General features: G+C 51.8%; 18 protein-coding genes, 1 tRNA gene and 1 other annotated feature. Of the genes, 9 read left to right on the plus strand and 10 right to left on the minus strand.

Features of this window, described 5'->3' with window-relative positions:
- Positions 1-88 (plus strand): cupin domain-containing protein (locus tag L691_RS33640; RefSeq protein ID WP_332249086.1); only part of this gene is annotated, 88 nt, incomplete at its 5' end.
- Positions 89-335: 247 nt separating this feature from the next.
- A complete protein-coding gene (locus L691_RS0117690) occupies positions 336-1,172 on the plus strand; it encodes an aldo/keto reductase (RefSeq protein WP_025691752.1) in 837 nt (278 codons plus the stop codon).
- A gap of 104 nt (positions 1,173-1,276) precedes the next feature.
- On the opposite strand, the gene L691_RS32920 is transcribed toward L691_RS0117690, so the two are convergent.
- The 4 genes from L691_RS32920 to asnB form a co-directional block, all read right to left on the minus strand.
- Positions 1,277-1,564, minus strand: coding sequence for a hypothetical protein (locus L691_RS32920; protein ID WP_198023063.1), 288 nt, complete (start codon positions 1,562-1,564; stop codon positions 1,277-1,279).
- A 17-nt stretch (positions 1,565-1,581) separates the two neighbouring features.
- A complete protein-coding gene (locus L691_RS32925; RefSeq protein ID WP_198023064.1) occupies positions 1,582-1,743 on the minus strand; it encodes a hypothetical protein in 162 nt (53 codons plus the stop codon).
- A 90-nt stretch (positions 1,744-1,833) separates the two neighbouring features.
- Positions 1,834-2,049, minus strand: a complete 216-nt coding sequence (locus L691_RS32930) for a hypothetical protein (RefSeq protein ID WP_025691754.1) — start codon at positions 2,047-2,049, stop codon at positions 1,834-1,836.
- 246 nt (positions 2,050-2,295) lie between these two features.
- Positions 2,296-4,140 (minus strand): asparagine synthase (glutamine-hydrolyzing), encoded by a 1,845-nt coding sequence (gene asnB / locus L691_RS0117710; protein WP_025691755.1) that lies wholly within the window; start codon positions 4,138-4,140, stop codon positions 2,296-2,298.
- Positions 4,141-4,292: 152 nt separating this feature from the next.
- Between asnB and L691_RS0117715 the strand changes: the two genes are divergently transcribed.
- A complete protein-coding gene (locus tag L691_RS0117715) occupies positions 4,293-4,649 on the plus strand; it encodes a hypothetical protein (RefSeq protein WP_025691756.1) in 357 nt (118 codons plus the stop codon).
- 100 nt (positions 4,650-4,749) lie between these two features.
- On the opposite strand, the gene L691_RS30750 is transcribed toward L691_RS0117715, so the two are convergent.
- Together L691_RS30750 and L691_RS0117725 are read right to left on the minus strand one after the other, a co-directional pair.
- On the minus strand, positions 4,750-5,157 hold the full coding sequence (locus tag L691_RS30750) for a hypothetical protein (protein ID WP_025691757.1): 408 nt from the start codon (positions 5,155-5,157) through the stop codon (positions 4,750-4,752).
- 23 nt (positions 5,158-5,180) lie between these two features.
- On the minus strand, positions 5,181-5,846 hold the full coding sequence (locus L691_RS0117725) for a LexA family protein (protein WP_025691758.1): 666 nt from the start codon (positions 5,844-5,846) through the stop codon (positions 5,181-5,183).
- Between the two features lie 231 nt (positions 5,847-6,077).
- On the opposite strand from L691_RS0117725, the gene L691_RS0117730 reads away from it, so the two are divergent.
- Positions 6,078-6,151 (plus strand) — tRNA-Arg (locus tag L691_RS0117730).
- 107 nt (positions 6,152-6,258) lie between these two features.
- Here L691_RS0117730 and L691_RS0117735 read toward each other — a convergent pair.
- Positions 6,259-8,118 carry an arginine--tRNA ligase gene (locus tag L691_RS0117735; RefSeq protein ID WP_025691759.1) on the minus strand — a complete coding sequence of 620 codons (1,860 nt, stop codon included), beginning with the start codon at positions 8,116-8,118 and terminating at the stop codon, positions 6,259-6,261.
- Positions 8,119-8,160: 42 nt separating this feature from the next.
- Positions 8,161-8,377: a binding site (T-box leader), on the minus strand.
- Positions 8,378-8,518: 141 nt separating this feature from the next.
- Here L691_RS0117735 and L691_RS32935 point away from each other — a divergent pair.
- A complete protein-coding gene (locus L691_RS32935; RefSeq protein ID WP_198023065.1) occupies positions 8,519-8,617 on the plus strand; it encodes a dihydroorotate dehydrogenase in 99 nt (32 codons plus the stop codon).
- 199 nt (positions 8,618-8,816) lie between these two features.
- Here the strand turns inward: L691_RS32935 and L691_RS0117745 are convergent, their stop codons facing one another.
- The 3 genes from L691_RS0117745 to L691_RS0117755 are packed head-to-tail and all read right to left on the minus strand — an operon-like array spanning position 8,817 to position 11,354.
- Positions 8,817-9,518, minus strand: coding sequence for a TetR/AcrR family transcriptional regulator (locus L691_RS0117745; protein ID WP_025691760.1), 702 nt, complete (start codon positions 9,516-9,518; stop codon positions 8,817-8,819).
- A 58-nt stretch (positions 9,519-9,576) separates the two neighbouring features.
- Complete coding sequence (locus tag L691_RS0117750) at positions 9,577-10,626, minus strand: ABC transporter permease (protein ID WP_025691761.1); 1,050 nt, start codon at positions 10,624-10,626, stop codon at positions 9,577-9,579.
- On the minus strand, positions 10,623-11,354 hold the full coding sequence (locus L691_RS0117755; protein ID WP_025691762.1) for an ABC transporter ATP-binding protein: 732 nt from the start codon (positions 11,352-11,354) through the stop codon (positions 10,623-10,625). The genes L691_RS0117750 and L691_RS0117755 overlap by 4 nt, the downstream gene beginning before the upstream one ends.
- A 247-nt stretch (positions 11,355-11,601) precedes the next feature.
- On the opposite strand from L691_RS0117755, the gene L691_RS0117760 reads away from it, so the two are divergent.
- The 4 genes from L691_RS0117760 to pstA all read left to right on the plus strand — a co-directional run bounded on the left by L691_RS0117760 (position 11,602) and on the right by pstA (position 15,864).
- Complete coding sequence (locus tag L691_RS0117760) at positions 11,602-13,035, plus strand: TolB-like translocation protein (RefSeq protein WP_025691763.1); 1,434 nt, start codon at positions 11,602-11,604, stop codon at positions 13,033-13,035.
- A gap of 61 nt (positions 13,036-13,096) precedes the next feature.
- Positions 13,097-13,954 (plus strand): phosphate ABC transporter substrate-binding protein, encoded by an 858-nt coding sequence (locus L691_RS0117765; protein ID WP_025691764.1) that lies wholly within the window; start codon positions 13,097-13,099, stop codon positions 13,952-13,954.
- 81 nt (positions 13,955-14,035) lie between these two features.
- Positions 14,036-14,980 (plus strand): phosphate ABC transporter permease subunit PstC, encoded by a 945-nt coding sequence (gene pstC / locus L691_RS0117770; protein ID WP_025691765.1) that lies wholly within the window; start codon positions 14,036-14,038, stop codon positions 14,978-14,980.
- A complete protein-coding gene (gene pstA, locus L691_RS0117775) occupies positions 14,980-15,864 on the plus strand; it encodes a phosphate ABC transporter permease PstA (protein ID WP_025691766.1) in 885 nt (294 codons plus the stop codon). Before pstC ends, pstA begins: the two co-directional genes overlap by 1 nt.
- The last annotated feature ends 553 nt before the right edge of the window (positions 15,865-16,417 follow it).

Consider the following 16,417-nt stretch of genomic DNA (forward strand, 5'->3'; position numbering starts at 1 on the left):
CGGTGACGAGCCGGTGCTTGTATCCTGCGTCGTGGCTCCGGGCTTTCACTATGATGATTTCCGGCTAATCGACAAGTCGGAGGGATAGCGGCGGATTCTACTGGAAACAGCCGAGCCGACGAAATACCTGCTGTAATAACGGAGTGCAGGCTCCGTTTTTTAATGTATTGAAAGCGCTCGATTTTTGATGTTCGCATTAATTACGGTGCTGTATTTTGTATTGCCGGGAGTAAATCTGTTATACTTAATTTTGGAAATCATACTTAGTACAGCAGCATAGTCGGTTAAACAATTTTTTAGAATCCAATCCATAATTGAATCTGGAGGGAGTAGCGATGAGTCAGTTGAAAGGACCTTTTACCGACGGAACTACTTTAAGTGACGGCATAACAATGCCGTGGCTGGGACTTGGAGTATGGCAGACCAAGGATGGCGATGAAGTTATCCATGCGGTCAAATCGGCGATCGAAATCGGCTACCGCAGCATTGATACCGCCTCGGCGTATAAGAATGAAGAAGGCGTCGGTCAAGCCATTTTGGAATCCGGGTTGCCGCGTGAGGAACTGTTTATTACCACCAAAGTATTCAATAATGAACAAGGCTATGAGCAGACCTTGAAGGCCTGCGAGTCGAGCCGCAAGAAACTCGGTCTGGATGTTATCGACTTGTATCTGATCCACTGGCCGGTTAAGGATAAGTTCCGCGAGACATGGAAAGCGCTCATTCATTTGCAAAAAGAGGGCTATGTCAAATCGATCGGCGTCAGCAATTTTCAGATTCATCATCTGAATAGCATCATAGATGACACCGGTGTCGTACCTGTGGTGAACCAGGTAGAATTCCATCCGCTGCTGACTCAGCGCGAGCTGCTGAAGTACTGCCGCGAGCAGAATATTCAACTCGAAGCCTGGAGCCCGCTGCTGCAGGGTAACCTGGACATTCCGCTGCTTCAAGACCTCGCGCAAAAATACGGAAAAACGCCTGCCCAGATCGTTCTCCGCTGGGATATCCAACAAGGCGTCGTTACGATTCCGAAGTCGGTTCATGCCGATCGTATCCGGGAGAATGCCGGCATTTTTGACTTTACGCTCAGCGATGAAGATGTTCTGGCCATCGAAGGGCTGAATAAGAACCATCGCTATGGCCCAGACCCGGATAATTTCAATTTCTAGAAGTCCGCTCGGCCTGTCCAAATTGAATCGATGAAAAGGATGCCTCACAACCGCTTTCCGTAGCGGTCGAAGGCATCCTTTGTTTGTTAGGAGGATAATTCTGTTCATGGATGGGCGCGGCGTCGGCCCAGCTTCCTCATCAGAATAATACCGTGAAGAATGACCAGCATGCTGCATGCCATCGCCATGACTTGCCTTGCCTGATCGCTGGCTGTAAGGGTATCAAAAATGCCATGCCAGATTATGACTGGGATGATGCTCCACCGGCTTTCCGCGCAGATCCAGGCGAGTACGACAGAGCCGTAAGCCAGGCTGATTCCCCAGCCAATGACGCCAAACCCCATGCCGAGATAACTATCATTAAACCAGAATGCGGGCAGATGCCATAACATCCAGACAGCGGTTACGATCAGAGCCGAGGCGAATAAAGAGCGGCGGCGGTCAGCTCAGGCAAAAGAAAGCCGCGCCAGCCGCTCTTCTCTCCGATGCCAAAGGTTAGCATCCAGACAAGCGAGGTTTCCCAAAGGTTGAAACCGGCGGGAAGGTCGGAGGTAAGTCCAACCCTGTGCATATCCGGAAAACTGCCGGTAACGAGACGATGAGCCAGGATAGCAATACACCCGTAAGCGAGCGGAAGGCCGGATGAAATCAGCAGCCACCTTCACGGGAATGAAAATGAAAACAGCGTCTTCATCCATGCGGTGAATCCTTTGCCGCCAGGTGAAAGTTCTACGGCTGCGGCTCCGACAAGCGGTCCGAAGGAACCGAGATAGAATTGTCCTGGCAGGATGGGAAGATTGGCCGCGAACTGCCTGTTCGCAAGCAGTGGCAGCCAGCAGGTCCAGGTAAAGCCAAAGGCGACGAATATAAACAGCATTAGTCTGCTATTACTCCGCCTTTGGCTGGAGGACAAGCGGGGTTTCAAGATTACCAACTCCTTCATAATAGAGCGATCTATCCCTATAATGGAGGATGACATTGCACAGGAATACGGCAAATATCACGCTTTATAAAGAACATAAAGCCCGCAGACGGCTATGAGAACGGATAGCGCCTGCGGGCTGACCGTTGTGATTCGGGTGTTTAATGCGCCTCTACCGTTTGGAAGGCGGCTAATCGCTTCTTATTCAATAGCAATATTATAGGTGCGGAGCCAGAGATTGACTTGGGACAGATAAGCGAATAGCTGCGGGCCGGACATCAGTTGCCCGAACCAGGGCAGGTTGCTGGAGGACTCCGGTGATGCTGCGATTTCGCGAATTTTGGTGGAATCGATCAAAGGGAGAATAGGAGAAGACGGATCGTCAAGAATGCTGAGCGCCTGCTGCCGAACGGCATTCAGGTAGCCGGGATTATGCGTCTTGGGATAAGGGCTTTTTTTACGGTATAGTACATCATCCGGCAAAACTCCTTCAAGTGCCTTGCGCAGAATTCCTTTTTCCCGGCCGCCGACGGTTTTAATTTCCCAGGGAATATTCCACACGTATTGAACAAGCCGATGGTCGCAATAAGGAACGCGCACTTCAAGACCGACACCCATACTCATCCGGTCCTTACGGTCCAATAGAGTCGGCATAAATCGGGTTATGTTAAGGTAGGACATCACCCGCATCTGTGCCTGCTTGCCGGTTTCACCTTCAAGCCTTGGCGTCTCCGCTACCGCGTCGCTGTATCGATCACCCAAATATTCCAGCGGACGAATCCATTCCCGGATCTCGGGTGAGAGCAGACCGGCCCGCATCTTGGGAGCAACCGCCCACGGGAAAGTTCCCGAGGACAGCATTTCTTCGCGGTGAAACCAGGGATACCCGCCGAATATTTCGTCAGCCGCTTCACCGGAAATCGCCACCGTGGCGCCTTTTTTGATTTCCCGGCAGAACAAATACAGCGATGAATCGACATCCGTCATGCCTGGCAGATCGCGTGAGAACAGCGCATTGTCCAGCGCCTCCACCAGCTCATCCGTGTCGAATTGCACATAATGATGGCGGGTCCCCAGTTCATCGACCATCCGTTTGATCCAAGGTCCGTCTGCTCCGGGCTGGAAGGAGTGGCTTTTAAAATATTTGTCATTGTCTACATAGTCGACTGAATAGGTATCCATCTGTCCCTGGCCGGTCCTTTTATAATAATCCACGGCAAGCGCAGATAATGCGCTCGAATCAAGGCCCCCGGACAGTAGGGAGCAGACGGGTACGTCAGAGACAAGCTGACGCTCTAACGTATCCTGCAGCAGATCCCGTACCTTGGCGGCTGTCTCTTCGGTGCTGTCCGTATGGGGAGAGCTTTCCAACGTCCAGTAGGCATAGCTCCGTAACCCTTCGCGGCTGTAAATCATGGCATGGCCGGGGCGAAGCTCTGACATATCCTTGTATACGCCGTGTCCCGGCGTCCGGGCCGGACCGACTATAAAAATCTCCGCAAGTCCTTCCGGTCCCACGACCGGCCGGACCTTGGGATGCTGCAGCAGCGCCTTCGGCTCCGAACCGAAGATGAGCGTATCATCCGCTTTGCTAAAGAATAGCGGTTTCACGCCCAGCCGGTCGCGCGCGAAGAATACCTGCTCACGCAGACCGTCCCAGACGGCAAAGGCGAAGATCCCGTTCAGCTTTTCCGCACAGTCCGGTCCCCACTCGATATAAGCATGCAGCAGCACCTCGGTGTCGCATTGGGTACGGAACTCATGTCCCCGCTGCTTCAGTTCATTTTTTAATTCGGGTGCATTATATAATTCTCCATTATAAACGATTGCATAGACCTGGTCTTCATGGCGGGCAATCATCGGTTGTGCACCGTTCTCGGGATCGATTACGCTGAGTCTGCGGTGTCCGAAAGCGATGGGGCCCGAGATCCAAGTCCCCGCCGCATCCGGACCGCGATTCGCTAAGGTTTCTGTCATTTTGACCAGCAGCCTGGAATCTTGCGTCAAATCTCCGCGCCACTGGATAAATCCGGTTATTCCGCACATGACGGTTCATCCTCTCTTGTGTGGGTCGTTAATTGCTGTGTCCCTATCTTTTTGCCAATTAGTACAGATATATGCCGAAGGAAGGCATAAAATGTATGTCCTTATCCGAACACTAGGGAGGGGGAAATTTGGTATGGAAGGAAGGATGACCGATGTACTATATTAAGGATGCGAAAATACGCAGAATGCTTAAATATGACGGGGCGCCCTGTGCCGAAGTGGGGGTACTGCCGGGAGCCGTGGGCGACTCCGCGCTTTTGGTCTATATTGTGGAAGATAACCGGGAAGAGGGGTATGAAATTGTCCGTATTTTGACCAATGATGCGGATACAACCAGCGATTGGTTTGATAATAATATGCATGATGCCTTTGTCGATGTGACTTCAAGCGCATTTACAGGCAGCCCGGTCATGAGTCCAGAAGAGGAAAGAGACAAGTTTCAACGGGAACTGCTGATTTTCGGGGATTTGAAAAAACAGCTAGAGCTGCGATTTCGGGACTATTCATAAGCCAACCCGAAATGAACATGAAGAAGGGAGTGTTTCTATTGCCCGTATAGAGATTAAAGAACACTCCCTTAAGTATTCTGCAAAATAAGCGCATGATGCATCAGCGGCTCTTTAGCATCTCCAGTTCAACCTCCAGCTTGAACTGGCGGCGATTAAGGAGATCCATACCGGATTCCAGTGTATTGATGCGCTTGTTCGTCTTCTGCTCGAATACTTGCTGCGCCGTCTCAATACGCTTTACTGTTTCAAGTGTCTCGAAAAGAGCCTGCTTGAACTCCCGCTGCTCAGCTCTCATATCTAACTGCTCCGCACGCATTTCCTGTTGTTGAGCACGCATTTCCTGTTGCTGAGCTCGCATTTCCTGTTGTTCGGCTCTCATTTCTTGCTGCTCCGCACGTATTTCCTGTTGCTGTGCCTTCATTTCCTGTTGCTGTACTTTCATTTCTTGCTGTTCTGCTTTAATCTCCTTCAGTTCATTTAAGATCCTTTCGAACATGGCTTCACTCATGGTTTGGCTGCCTCCTTGGAAATTTAATGGGTTGAAATGGATTTCAGCACTCGTCCGACAACTCTATTCTCAGAGCCGTAACTTGCCCGAGCCTCGCGTATTATGGGGGAGAGCTTAACGTTATCGGTTAATAAAATAAAATGATCACCCTGGCAGTACACCCGCCGAAGCGCCGGCTCACCGTTAATCAGCACGACGGCAATTTCGCCGTCTGCCAACTTGTCTTGTTTGTGAATCAGCAGAAGATCGCCCTCGGCAATGCCGGCGGAAGACATACTATCATCCCTTGCCTGAAGATAAAAACATTCGCCGTCCTTAATCCACTCCTTGGGTGTGGCCTCATAGCCTTTAACTTCGCGAAATTGGAGATCATCGTTGTGAAAAGAAAGCTTGCCCGCAACAGGCAGCTGTACCATCTCGGTCTCACGCGGCTCTGCGCCCAGCATTGTCTCCGTTCCTTCAAGCAAAGCTGCAAGCTCAACGTTCAGAGCCAAAGCAATCTCGCCAAGCCGGTCCATATCCACTTTGATCTCTCCGGTTTCGTACCGCTGAATGGTCTTCTTCGTAAGTCCGAGCGCGTCGCCAAGAGCCTGCAGGCTCAGTTGTCCAATGTTACGATGCTTGCGGATATTGCTGCCTACAATTTCATAAAACCGGGAGATTTCCTGAGTTTTGTTTATTTTAATCACGCGCCTTTATCTATTCAGAAATATTAAGAAAGCAAATTTGATTCTTGTTGAAGTAATTATAACAAAATAAGACACGAAATCAAGTTTTTTATTCATCGTGTCTTATTCATTCTCTGCTACTTCCTAAAATTCCTGTATCCTATTTTCGAAGAATTGTAACGTGATCAAAGCTTGATCTCTCTGGCACAATCGTTATATAATAATTAACGTTGTTGCAATACATACCGTTGTGTCCCAATAGCTCAGCTGGATAGAGCATGCGCCTTCTAAGCGCACGGTCGGGGGTTCGAATCCCTCTTGGGACGTACAAAACCTTCCTTCGGGAAGGTTTTTTGCGTACAGGGAAGAGACCCCCGAGAGGTTCGTCGGAGCGTACGCATTGGGAGCATCGGCAGGCAGCCAACTCTCCTCCTTACAGCCGTTCCGGCGCAGGCAGGCCCAACACATCAAGCGCGTCTTTCAGTGTACCGGCGAATCTCCGGACCAGCCAAAGTCTGAAACGCAGCCGTTCCGGTTCGGCCTTCAGGATGGGGCAGGCGGAGTAAAAATTGTTGAACAGGGTAGCGAGCGTGTGCGCGTAACCGCAGATAGCGTTCGGCGCCAGATCCTGTCCCGCCGCATAGAGCGTGTCCGGCCAAAAAGCGATATGCCGAAGCAGACCGGCCTCGGCTTTTTCCATAGGGTCCGGTATAACAACATCTTCATCAATATTCACGGCACTTATCGGCGCCCTGGCAAGAACGCTAACTGCACGCGCATAGGAGTACATCAAATACACGCCGGTATTGCCGGATATTTCCGTCGCCTGGCGCAGATCGAACACCACCTCGGTTCCGAGATTGAAACGCAGCAGGTAGTAGCGGATGGCGGCGATAGCGATCGTGCGGCTGGGTAATCCGTCTTTATCAGCACGCCTTTGTTCAATGCTGTCCTCCACAAGGTTGACCAAATCGCTGACTTTGATGCCGATACCTTGGCGCCCGGACATGGCGTAAGAGGGTTTGCCATCCGAAATGTCGATGCCAAGATCGGCAGCGGAAGCGGGACTTAGGGAAACGACGCCGTAACCCGCATGATACAGCTTATCGGCCTGAGCGGAGTATCCCAGCGCCCGCAGCGCCTCTTTGACCATATTCTGGGGATACTCCTGCCTCGAATCAATGACATTAATGACGACATCGGCCCCGCCGAGCGGCAATCGTTCTCCTCCGGTTACCGTTGTATACAAGCTCTCTTCGAACTTTTTATAACCAAAATCCTTGTTCAATAGCCCGAATTTCCAGAGATGGTAAGCAATATCCTTAGCCGTATACGTCAAAATCCCGTTCGAGCGCACCAGCACCTTATCCGTAATATGCCCCGACTCCTGCTGCCCCTGTTCCGTTCCATGTTTAAGCACCCAACAGCCTGCAAGCTTCCTCTCGGTTTCCTGGTAAAAAAGAGGCGTCTGCCGCAGCCGCTCAAATGCCGCCGACCAGAACCCTTCTCTGACAATATTGCTTTCCCAGACCAGTAAATCATATTCGATGCCGAACGGCTTCATTTCCGCGATATGTTCCCGAACGATCCGTTCAGCGGCCAGGCTGCCGAGCCAGGCGACATTCCCCGTACCCTCTTCCAGCTCATGCAGCGTTTCGGCGCGTTTAGCAGCCATCTCCAGATTCACTGCATACTCCTTGTTGATTGCAGAATAAATGTCCCAACAGTAATCGCCGAAGCGGACATGCTCTCCGGTCAAAGGTACATTCAGCAGACCGACGACGGTATCCGCCAATTGGTTGCCAAGATCGTCGATATAATTATGAACCTCAACCGTATAACCGATTCTTCTTAACATGCGCACGAGTGTATCCCCGATGCAGGAATTCCGCAGATGGCCGATATGCATGGATTTGTTTGGATTGACTGAGGTATGCTCGATGACCACTCTTTCATCCGGTGCCGGAGGCAGCGTGAAATCTCGCCGGGCCCAAGCGTTCCAGCAGATATGAACATTAAGGAAGCCGGGAGCCGCTGTTTCCGCCTTTTCCAGCAAACCTTCCGCCAGACCTGAGGACTTCAATTCCTCCTGAATCAGCTGCGCAATGACAAGCGGCGGTTTACGCAATGTTTTGGCAAGCTGCATGGCAATATTGCTTGAATAATCCCCGTGCTCCGGGTTTGCGGGCTGCTCAACAGCCACGGACAGTTCTTCCGAAATCTCCAAACCAAGACGTTCCATAACACGTTTTACGCTATGCTCTATCTCTTTTCGAATAACCTGGCTTATCATCCTCAAGACCTCCTTCTGAATATAAAAAAAGCCCGCGTCTCAAAAAGAGACGAGGACTTGTGTTCTCGCGGTACCACTCTACTTGCCGGACCGGAAGGTCTGGCCGCTTACAGGATAACGGACCCATGCCGGGGCTTCCTACTGGGGTTTCGGAAGTCCGTCTCCCGGGTGCGCTTCATGAAGGTCTTCCGCCGGCTCCCACCAACCCGGCTCGCTGGGCTTAGAGGCCCTTCATTACTCTCCCGATCATCGACTGCCTATGAATTTTTTCTAATTATAAACGTTTTTTGGGAAAAAGCAATTTGTTCTTTCGTTTTATTTACTTGCCGAAACTCCCAAACGAATGAGGCAGCCGATGCATAATCTTGTAACGTATCCTACTTTAAAGGAGGGGTTATTCATGGGTGAAGTTGGCGGATATGGTGGTTGCAATTCCTCAACTGCGATTCTGGTGCTGTTCATTCTGCTTGTAATCATCACCAAATCTCTGTGGGTATAATTAATTGTTCGCTGAACGGAAAATCCCGCCAGGCCTCAGGGCCTGACGGTATTTTCTAAAATATAAGCATTATAACCTGAGCGTCGTTCTATTAACTGAGTTATTGATTCATACGGGGAGTCCGTCATACATACTTTTCAAATTTTGCAGGGTGAACACAATCTTCCGCAGAGCGGGGCGTGTCTTGAAGCTTTTGCCATTACTTGCGCTCGGACGCCTGATTTCCCGGGTCCGCCGCGATGCCATGCATAATGAACCGGATCAGCAGCTCGACTTCTTCCTCATCGTTCCATTCCTTGTTTGGCTGCAGCAGCAGACGGGTCATAATGTAGCCTATAGTCGCCGAGACTGTAAAGCGGATAAGGGCCGGCGCCGGGACGTCGATGATTTCCCCTTTTTGCTTAAAATGCTCAACATGAACGGAAATTCTTTCGAGGACCTTGCCGATAATTTCCTCCATGAACTGCTCTCGCAGCTTCGGATGAAACGGGATTTCCTGAATCAGGATTTGCAGGATCTTAAAGTTCTTGCGGGCGAAATCGAGCCGATTCCGGATCAGGGCGCGCAGAAAATCCTCATAGCTGTCAAAAGAACTATCCAGCAAATTTCCGAAGTTCCTTATCACAAAGGGAGCAAGCAGCCGGCTCATCGTAGGCCCCACAATGGACAGCAGCAAATCCTTCTTGGTCTTGTAGTAGCGAAAAATCGTTCCCTCCGCCACGCCGGCCTTCTGAGCGATTTCGCTAGTTGCCGCGCCCGCATAGCCTTTTTCCGCAAACACATCCACGGCCGCCTGCAAAATCGCGATTTGCTTTGGCGTCATTTTTTCTTCATCGCCAAGAGCAAGCAGCTCCAGAGCCCACGACTCCGTATTATTGTCTGCAGAAAGATGTTCTGCCATAATGTCAACCCTCCAGACGTTTTCTGTCTGCTTATCGTACCATATATGAGGACTTGAGTTACATTTTGCGGTGCTTGCGGAGGGCCAGCACGTTCAGCACCATGAACACGAGCGAGAAGGTGATCAGCAGATACACATCCGTCGCCACCGCGTTCCAGCCCTTGCCGCGAATCATAATGTTCGTCATTGCCTCGGCCCCATAGTATAACGGAGTCGCATATCCGACCCGCTGAAGCCAGAGCGGAAGGGTATCCAGCGGGAATAATCCACACAGAAAGATTTGGGGCACAATGACAAGCGGAATGAACTGAATCATCTGCAGCTCGTTTCCGGCATACGCCGACAGCAGCGTACCGAGTGTTAATGCTGTCATCGACAGAAGCAGCGTAATCAGCATGACATATCCGAAGCTTCCGGCCATCATTATGCCCAGCACCTGAATGGAGAACCAGGAAATGAGCAGAGCCTGGAACACGGTGAAAATGCCGAAGCCGCAGACATAGCCGATGACGATTTCCCAGCGTTTAAGCGGCGTAGCAAGCAGGCGTTCGAGCGTTCCCGTCGTCCGTTCCCGCAGAAAGGAGACCCCGGCAATAAGGAAGACGAAAAAGAAGACAAATACGCCGATCATAATCGGTCCGAACCGGTCGATCGTCTTCATGTCGGCGGAGCCGTACAGATAGCTGACCTGCGGCTGGATCGAGACCCTCGCCTGCGCTTGAGCTTGCCCGGATATCTGCTGATCCCGAGCTGCCTGCTCCAATGCCTGCATAACCGCCCGATTGGCCGTAGGATTGCTTCCTTCCAGTATGACCTTCGGAGTACCGCCGCTGATCGAGATCAGCGCGTCGATTTCTCCATTTTTCAGCGCAAGGGTCCCTTCTTCTTCCGCACTATACTTTACTATCTGTGCATCATGCTTAGTCAACGCCTTAGATAGAACCGCCGCCTGGCCCGTAAGTCCGATATTAGGCTTATAAGTCTCCCCGCCAAACACCAGGCTCATCAGGCTGAGAACGAGCAGGGGGGCGACGAACATCAGGGCCATCGTTCTTTTATCGTGAATAAACTGCCGTAAAATTCGCAGCGTAAGCGCACCGATTCTCATGAGCGGACACCTCCGTAATACAGAAAAGCTTCTTCAATGGATGAGGAGCCCGTAGCCTGAAGGAGATTAGCAGGAGTGTCTTCCGCAAGCAGACGGCCTTCGCGGATCATGCCGAGCCGGTCGCATTTTTCAGCTTCATCCATCACGTGAGTTGTAAGCACTATGGTAGTCCCCCGTTTATTCAGAGCTTTGAGCTCCCTCCAGATGGACATGCGGAGCACCGGATCGATGCCGACGGTCGGTTCGTCCAAAATGAGCAGCGGCGGCTCGTGCAGCAAGGCGATCGCCAGCGACAGCCGGCGCTTCATCCCCCCGGAGTATTGATTTACTTTTTTGCGGAGATGCTCTTCCAGATTAACGATTTCCATCACTTCCTTAATACGCTTGTTTCTCTGCTCTTTCCTAAGTCCGTAAAGTGAAGCGAAAAACTCCAGATTATCCTTGGCGCTCAGCTCGCTGTACAGCGCGTCGGACTGGGCCATGTAGCCTATTTGCGAGAGCAGGGACAGCTTAGGGACTTTCACTCCCAGCACATGCACTTCCCCCGAATCGGCTTCATCAATTCCGGTCAGCAGCCTGACCAGTGTAGTCTTTCCGGAGCCTGAGGGACCCAGCAGGCCGAAGGTCTCGGCTTTGCGTACCTTGAGGCTGATGTCTTCCAGGACAACTTTGCTACCGAATGCTTTGCGAATATGAGATACCGTAATTACAGGCGCTTCCTGGTTCATAAGAATCACTCCGTTCTTTTCAAATCAATATGAGTGAGTACTCACTCATTATATTAGATCAGAGTTCCTAAATTGTAAATCCTTTTCTTTGGGTTAATATTGCGTTGACAAAACAACCTTCTCTGGGCAAAAAGAACTCGAAAAATCGGGACAAGTTCATCCTTACCAAATATTTCTCGGTAACAGATTTTACAACCAAGGCGGAAAATAACGTTAGTAGTTACCTATATGAAAAGGGTGAATCCATTTGAAGAGAAATCAGTGGTTAAGCGTGCTGATGGCTTCGGCACTTCTTGTGTCTATCAGTGAAGCAAGCGTTTATGCCGCAGAAGGCACGAACGGCAGCAAACCGGCAGCCGTGAAATCATCCGCCAAGGCGGCAAAAATTAAAGAGGGATCGGCAGCCTGGACGATTAACGGTGTTCAGCAAACCTTCAAGACGATTGACGCCGGAGGATACAAGCTGTATTCAGTCAGCCAGCTTGCAGCTGCACTGGGCGCAGGTCTGAAAGCAGAAGCGGGAGGTCTCGCGCTGACAGACAGTGCAAGCGTACATACAATTAAGCTGAAAGCAGGCTCCAAGAGCTATTCGATAGACGGCGTGAAACGGAGTTTCACAACGGCTCCAACCGTGTATGGCGGAAAATTGTACGTTGAGCTGAGTGCAATTGTATATGGACTTGGCGGCGAACTGTTTGGCAGCCCACTGCAAATTCTTGGCAGCGCCCGGCCGCAGGGCGAATTCGATACGATCCACTGGGCCGCTGACGGAAGCCTTCTCGCGAACCGTGAAGGAGAAGCGACCGAAATTTATAAATTTGCGTCTAACCCAGGCAGCTACAGACTGTTCTCCAATGACAGCAGAGCCGCCGATTTCTCGGTTTCTGGCGACCACCGTTTAGGTGCTTTCACGGACGAGACGGGCCAACTGCTTGTCATCGATTTGGCCTCCGGAGCGGTAAAGCCGCTTGGAACGGATACCAGCGTCAAGACGGATCTGACATGGTCGGCTGATGGCAAGATCATCTATTTTGTCCAGGGAGACAAGCAGGAGAAAATCTCCCAAATTTCAGTGGATACGGGCGTTGTAACCGAACTGCTGGCTGATAAGGTGGAGAACAAATCCGAGCTGCGGATTTCCGCGGACGGCAAGAAGGCGGTCTACATCGTCAACATTACCGGAACAGCCAAAAATGACGCTGACAGCACGGAAGATTCCCTGACGGTCGATTACAGCAAGGCAGGAGAACAGCTCTTTCAGCTTGACTTGTCTACAAAAGGTGCAAAACCGGCCGCTCTGACCACCTCGGGCGACAACAAGCTGTACCCTGAAATTCTGGTTGACGGAACCGTAGTCTACTTAAGTGCAGACCCTGACGGCAATGCTCCCAATACCTTGAAGACGCTGAAGCCTGACGGAACTTTCGCAGACATTCCGCTTGATATCGAGGTTGTATGGGCGCAAGAAGGCGCAGGGGGCTTGATCGCATCCGGTACGGCTGCCGACGGCACGTCGCGTATCTACACCATTACGTCCGCCGGAGCAAGTAAGGAGTTATTCCGCACCACCCAGGACATTTCGGAAGTTGCGGTTTCCGGCGACGGCGCCAAGCTGGGTGTGATCTCGGGCGGCAAACTGTTGGAAATCGAGAACGGCAAGGCTGTGCAGCTGACGAAATAAAATGCTTTTTACAGAACGGACTTATATTACATCGGCTTTCAAGCCGGGAGGGGAATTAATCATGAAATTATTTAAAAAAATCACGTTTTCGGCCTTAGCTGCTGTATTTGCCGTTACGGCATCCTTCGCAGGAGCAGCCTCCGCAGCAGGATCGCTGTCGGGTAAAATCACGGTCAATGGTTCAACGGCTCTGCTGCCGCTGACCCTGCAGGCTGCCAAAGAATTTCAAAAGATGAATCCGAAGGTTAGAATCGCCGCTTCCGGTAAAGGCTCTGTAACAGGCCCTCAAGCCGTTAAAAAGGGCATCGCCGACATCGGCGCCTGCGACTGGGATGCCAGCATCGACGTTCCTGGCTTTAAAGCCTTTAGCGGACAGGTAGCGAACAAAGTCGCGGTCATTCCTTTTGCTACGATTGTTAACAAGAATGTAGGCGTGGACAACCTGACCACTGAACAGCTCAGAGGCATTTATTCCGGCAAAATTACGAACTGGAAGGAAGTCGGCGGTGCCGATGCGGACATCGTCGTTATTACCCGCGCTTTCGGTTCCGGTACTCGCGTTAACTACCAAGCCAAGGCGCTTGCGGGCGGCGATATCGTGAAAAAAGAGAAGAACTATAAAGAAACCGGCTCCAGCGGCGATATGAAAACGGCTGTTGCGACGACTCCTAATGCCATCGGATATATCGATTTGGTATATGTTAGCGGTGATGTGAAGGCCGTCAAGTACAACGGTGTAGCAGCTACCACTGGAAACGTCATTAACGGTTCCTACAAAATTTGGGCATATGGCTACTACATGACTAAAGGACAACCGACAGGCGCTGTTAAAGCCTTTATCGATTACGTTCAAAGCAAGAAGTTCCAACAGGGTTCGCTGAAAAAGCTGAAGTTCATCCCGATTTCGGCAATGAAGTAATTCCTTTGCGTATCCAATAGAACGAATGATATGAGCCAGCCTCCGGCGACAGCGGGGCTGGTTTTTTACAGGAGGACAAGCATGGTACAACCAACCTACGATTCAACACCTGCGGTAAATGGAAGTCTCCACAGCAAAGGGGATACCCGCAGACGCCACTTTAGGCATTTGGTTTCAAATACTTTTGCCCGGTATTATTTTTTATTCAGCATATTGGTGCTTTGCCTCGTGCTTGCGCTAGTCATCGTCTTTATCGGCAAGACGGCGATGCTGCTGCTGGGGCAGATTTCCCTGGCCGATTTCTTCCTCTCATTTAACTGGACGCCGGAAGAAGATAAGTTCGGGGCAGCTGCATTTATCATCAATACACTATCGCTTACCGCGCTGACACTGCTTATTTCGGTACCGGTGTCAGTAGGAATGGCGGTGCTGACCGCCGAAATTGCGCCGGCCTGGCTCAAACGCTTTATCCGCCCTATTCTTGATCTTCTGGTCGGTATTCCTTCTATTGTATACGGTTATCTCGGGCTGACTGTCCTCCTTCCGCTGCTGCGGCGCGCCAGCGGCGAGAGTCTTGGAGACGGTCTGCTGGCGGCGGGTCTTGTTCTGGCGCTTATGGTGCTGCCTACCATTGCCCGGATCAGTGACGATGCGATCACCGCCGTACCGGGCAAATACCGCGACGCCGCCTACGCACTCGGCTCTACCCGGCTTCAGGTCATTCTGCGCGTTGTTCTGCCAGCGGCCGGCAGGGGCATTCTTGCGGCGGTCATTCTTGGGATGACGCGGGCGATCGGCGAGACGATGGCCGTCGTTATGGTAATCGGCAACACGCCGCAGCTGGCCAAGACACTGTTTACACCGGCGTCGGTGCTGACAAGCAACATCGTTATGCAAATTTCCAATGTGGAATTCGACTCTACCTGGAACTATGCCCTGCATATGATGGCTTTTTTACTGCTGTTGATTTCTTTCTTGCTAATCCTGGTTATCCGCTTCTTGGGACGTAAAAGGAGGGAAGGGTAATGAGCGACTTTTCCCGTACAAGGCACACAAGCTGGGCCATCCGCCGCGATAAGCTGGCGACCTGCGGTTTTTACGGACTCGGAGCTTTGGTTATGCTGCTTATTTTCTGGCTGCTGTTTACGATTTTGAGCAAAGGGCTGCCCGGGCTGGATTTCTCATTCCTGATTCGCCAGCCTGAGGAGATCGACGCCGGCGGCGGCATCGGCCCCGTGCTGTTCAACTCTTTTTATATTTTGCTGATCTCTCTGGTTATTTCGGTTCCCATCGGGCTGGGTGCGGGAATTTATATGGCGGAGTATGCGCCGGATAACGCGTTTACCGGAGCGATGCGGATTTGCGTAGAGGCTCTGTCCTCCGTTCCATCCATCGTGTTCGGACTGCTCGGACTGGCTATTTTCGCGGAGTATTTCGGTCTGGGCCTGACCATACTCGGCGGCGGTGTCAGTCTGGCGCTGCTGAATCTGCCGATGCTGGCGCGGGTAACGGAGGAAGCGGTTCGGGCCGTTCCGAAAGAGCTGCGCGAGGCGGGCTATGCACTTGGCCTAACCAAATTTTATTGCATCCGTAAAATTGTGCTGCCGGTGGCGCTGCCGTCCATCATCACGGGCATCTGCTTGGTAGCCGGACGGGCGTTCGGGGAGTCGGCCGTCATTATTTTGACAGCGGGACTCAGTACTTCGGGGGAAATGTGGGATTTCAATCTGCTCTCCCCGGGCGAGACGCTGGCTGTGCACTTATGGTACGTGCAATCGGAGGCGATTGTTGAGGATGCCCGGCAGATCGCGGACAAATCCGCGGCCGTGCTCATTATCGTCGTGCTCCTGATCAATCTGGCGTTCCGCGTGCCGCTCTGGTGGGCGAAGCGCGGGACGGGGCGGCGGTAATTACGTCTCGGCCAGGGTACACTCTTTGGTTAACTACGGAGTAGCCGCTAACGAAGCATGGACCTTGGTGACCCGTATGGAGTTTTAAATCCAAACGCAAAGAACCTTCCCGAAGGAAGGTTCTTTGTACGTCTTAATTGGGATACAGCCCATGCGGCTGACTGCGAAGCGGGTGCTAACGAAGTTGATACTCCGACGAACCCCTGGGGGTTCTCATCCCTGAACGAGAAAAGGCCTTTCCGAAAGGGAAGGTTTTGTATGTCCCAATCGGGGTACAGCCCTAGCGGGCTGACTGCGAAGCGGGTGCTAACGAAGTTGATGCTCCGACGAACCCCTGGGGGTTCTCATCCCTGAACGAGAAAAGGCCTTTCCGAAAGGGAAGGTTTTGTATGTCCCAATCGGGGTACAGCCCTAGCGGGCTGACTGCGAAGCGGGTGCTAACGAAGTTGATGCTCCGACGAACCTCCAGGGGTTCTCATCCCTGAACGCAAAAAAACCTTCCCGAAGGAAGGTTTTGGTACGTCCCAAGAGGGATTCGAACCCCCGACCGTGC

The sequence above is a fragment of the Paenibacillus zanthoxyli JH29 genome (genome assembly GCF_000520715.1).
Classification (GTDB): domain Bacteria; phylum Bacillota; class Bacilli; order Paenibacillales; family Paenibacillaceae; genus Paenibacillus_AQ; species Paenibacillus_AQ zanthoxyli.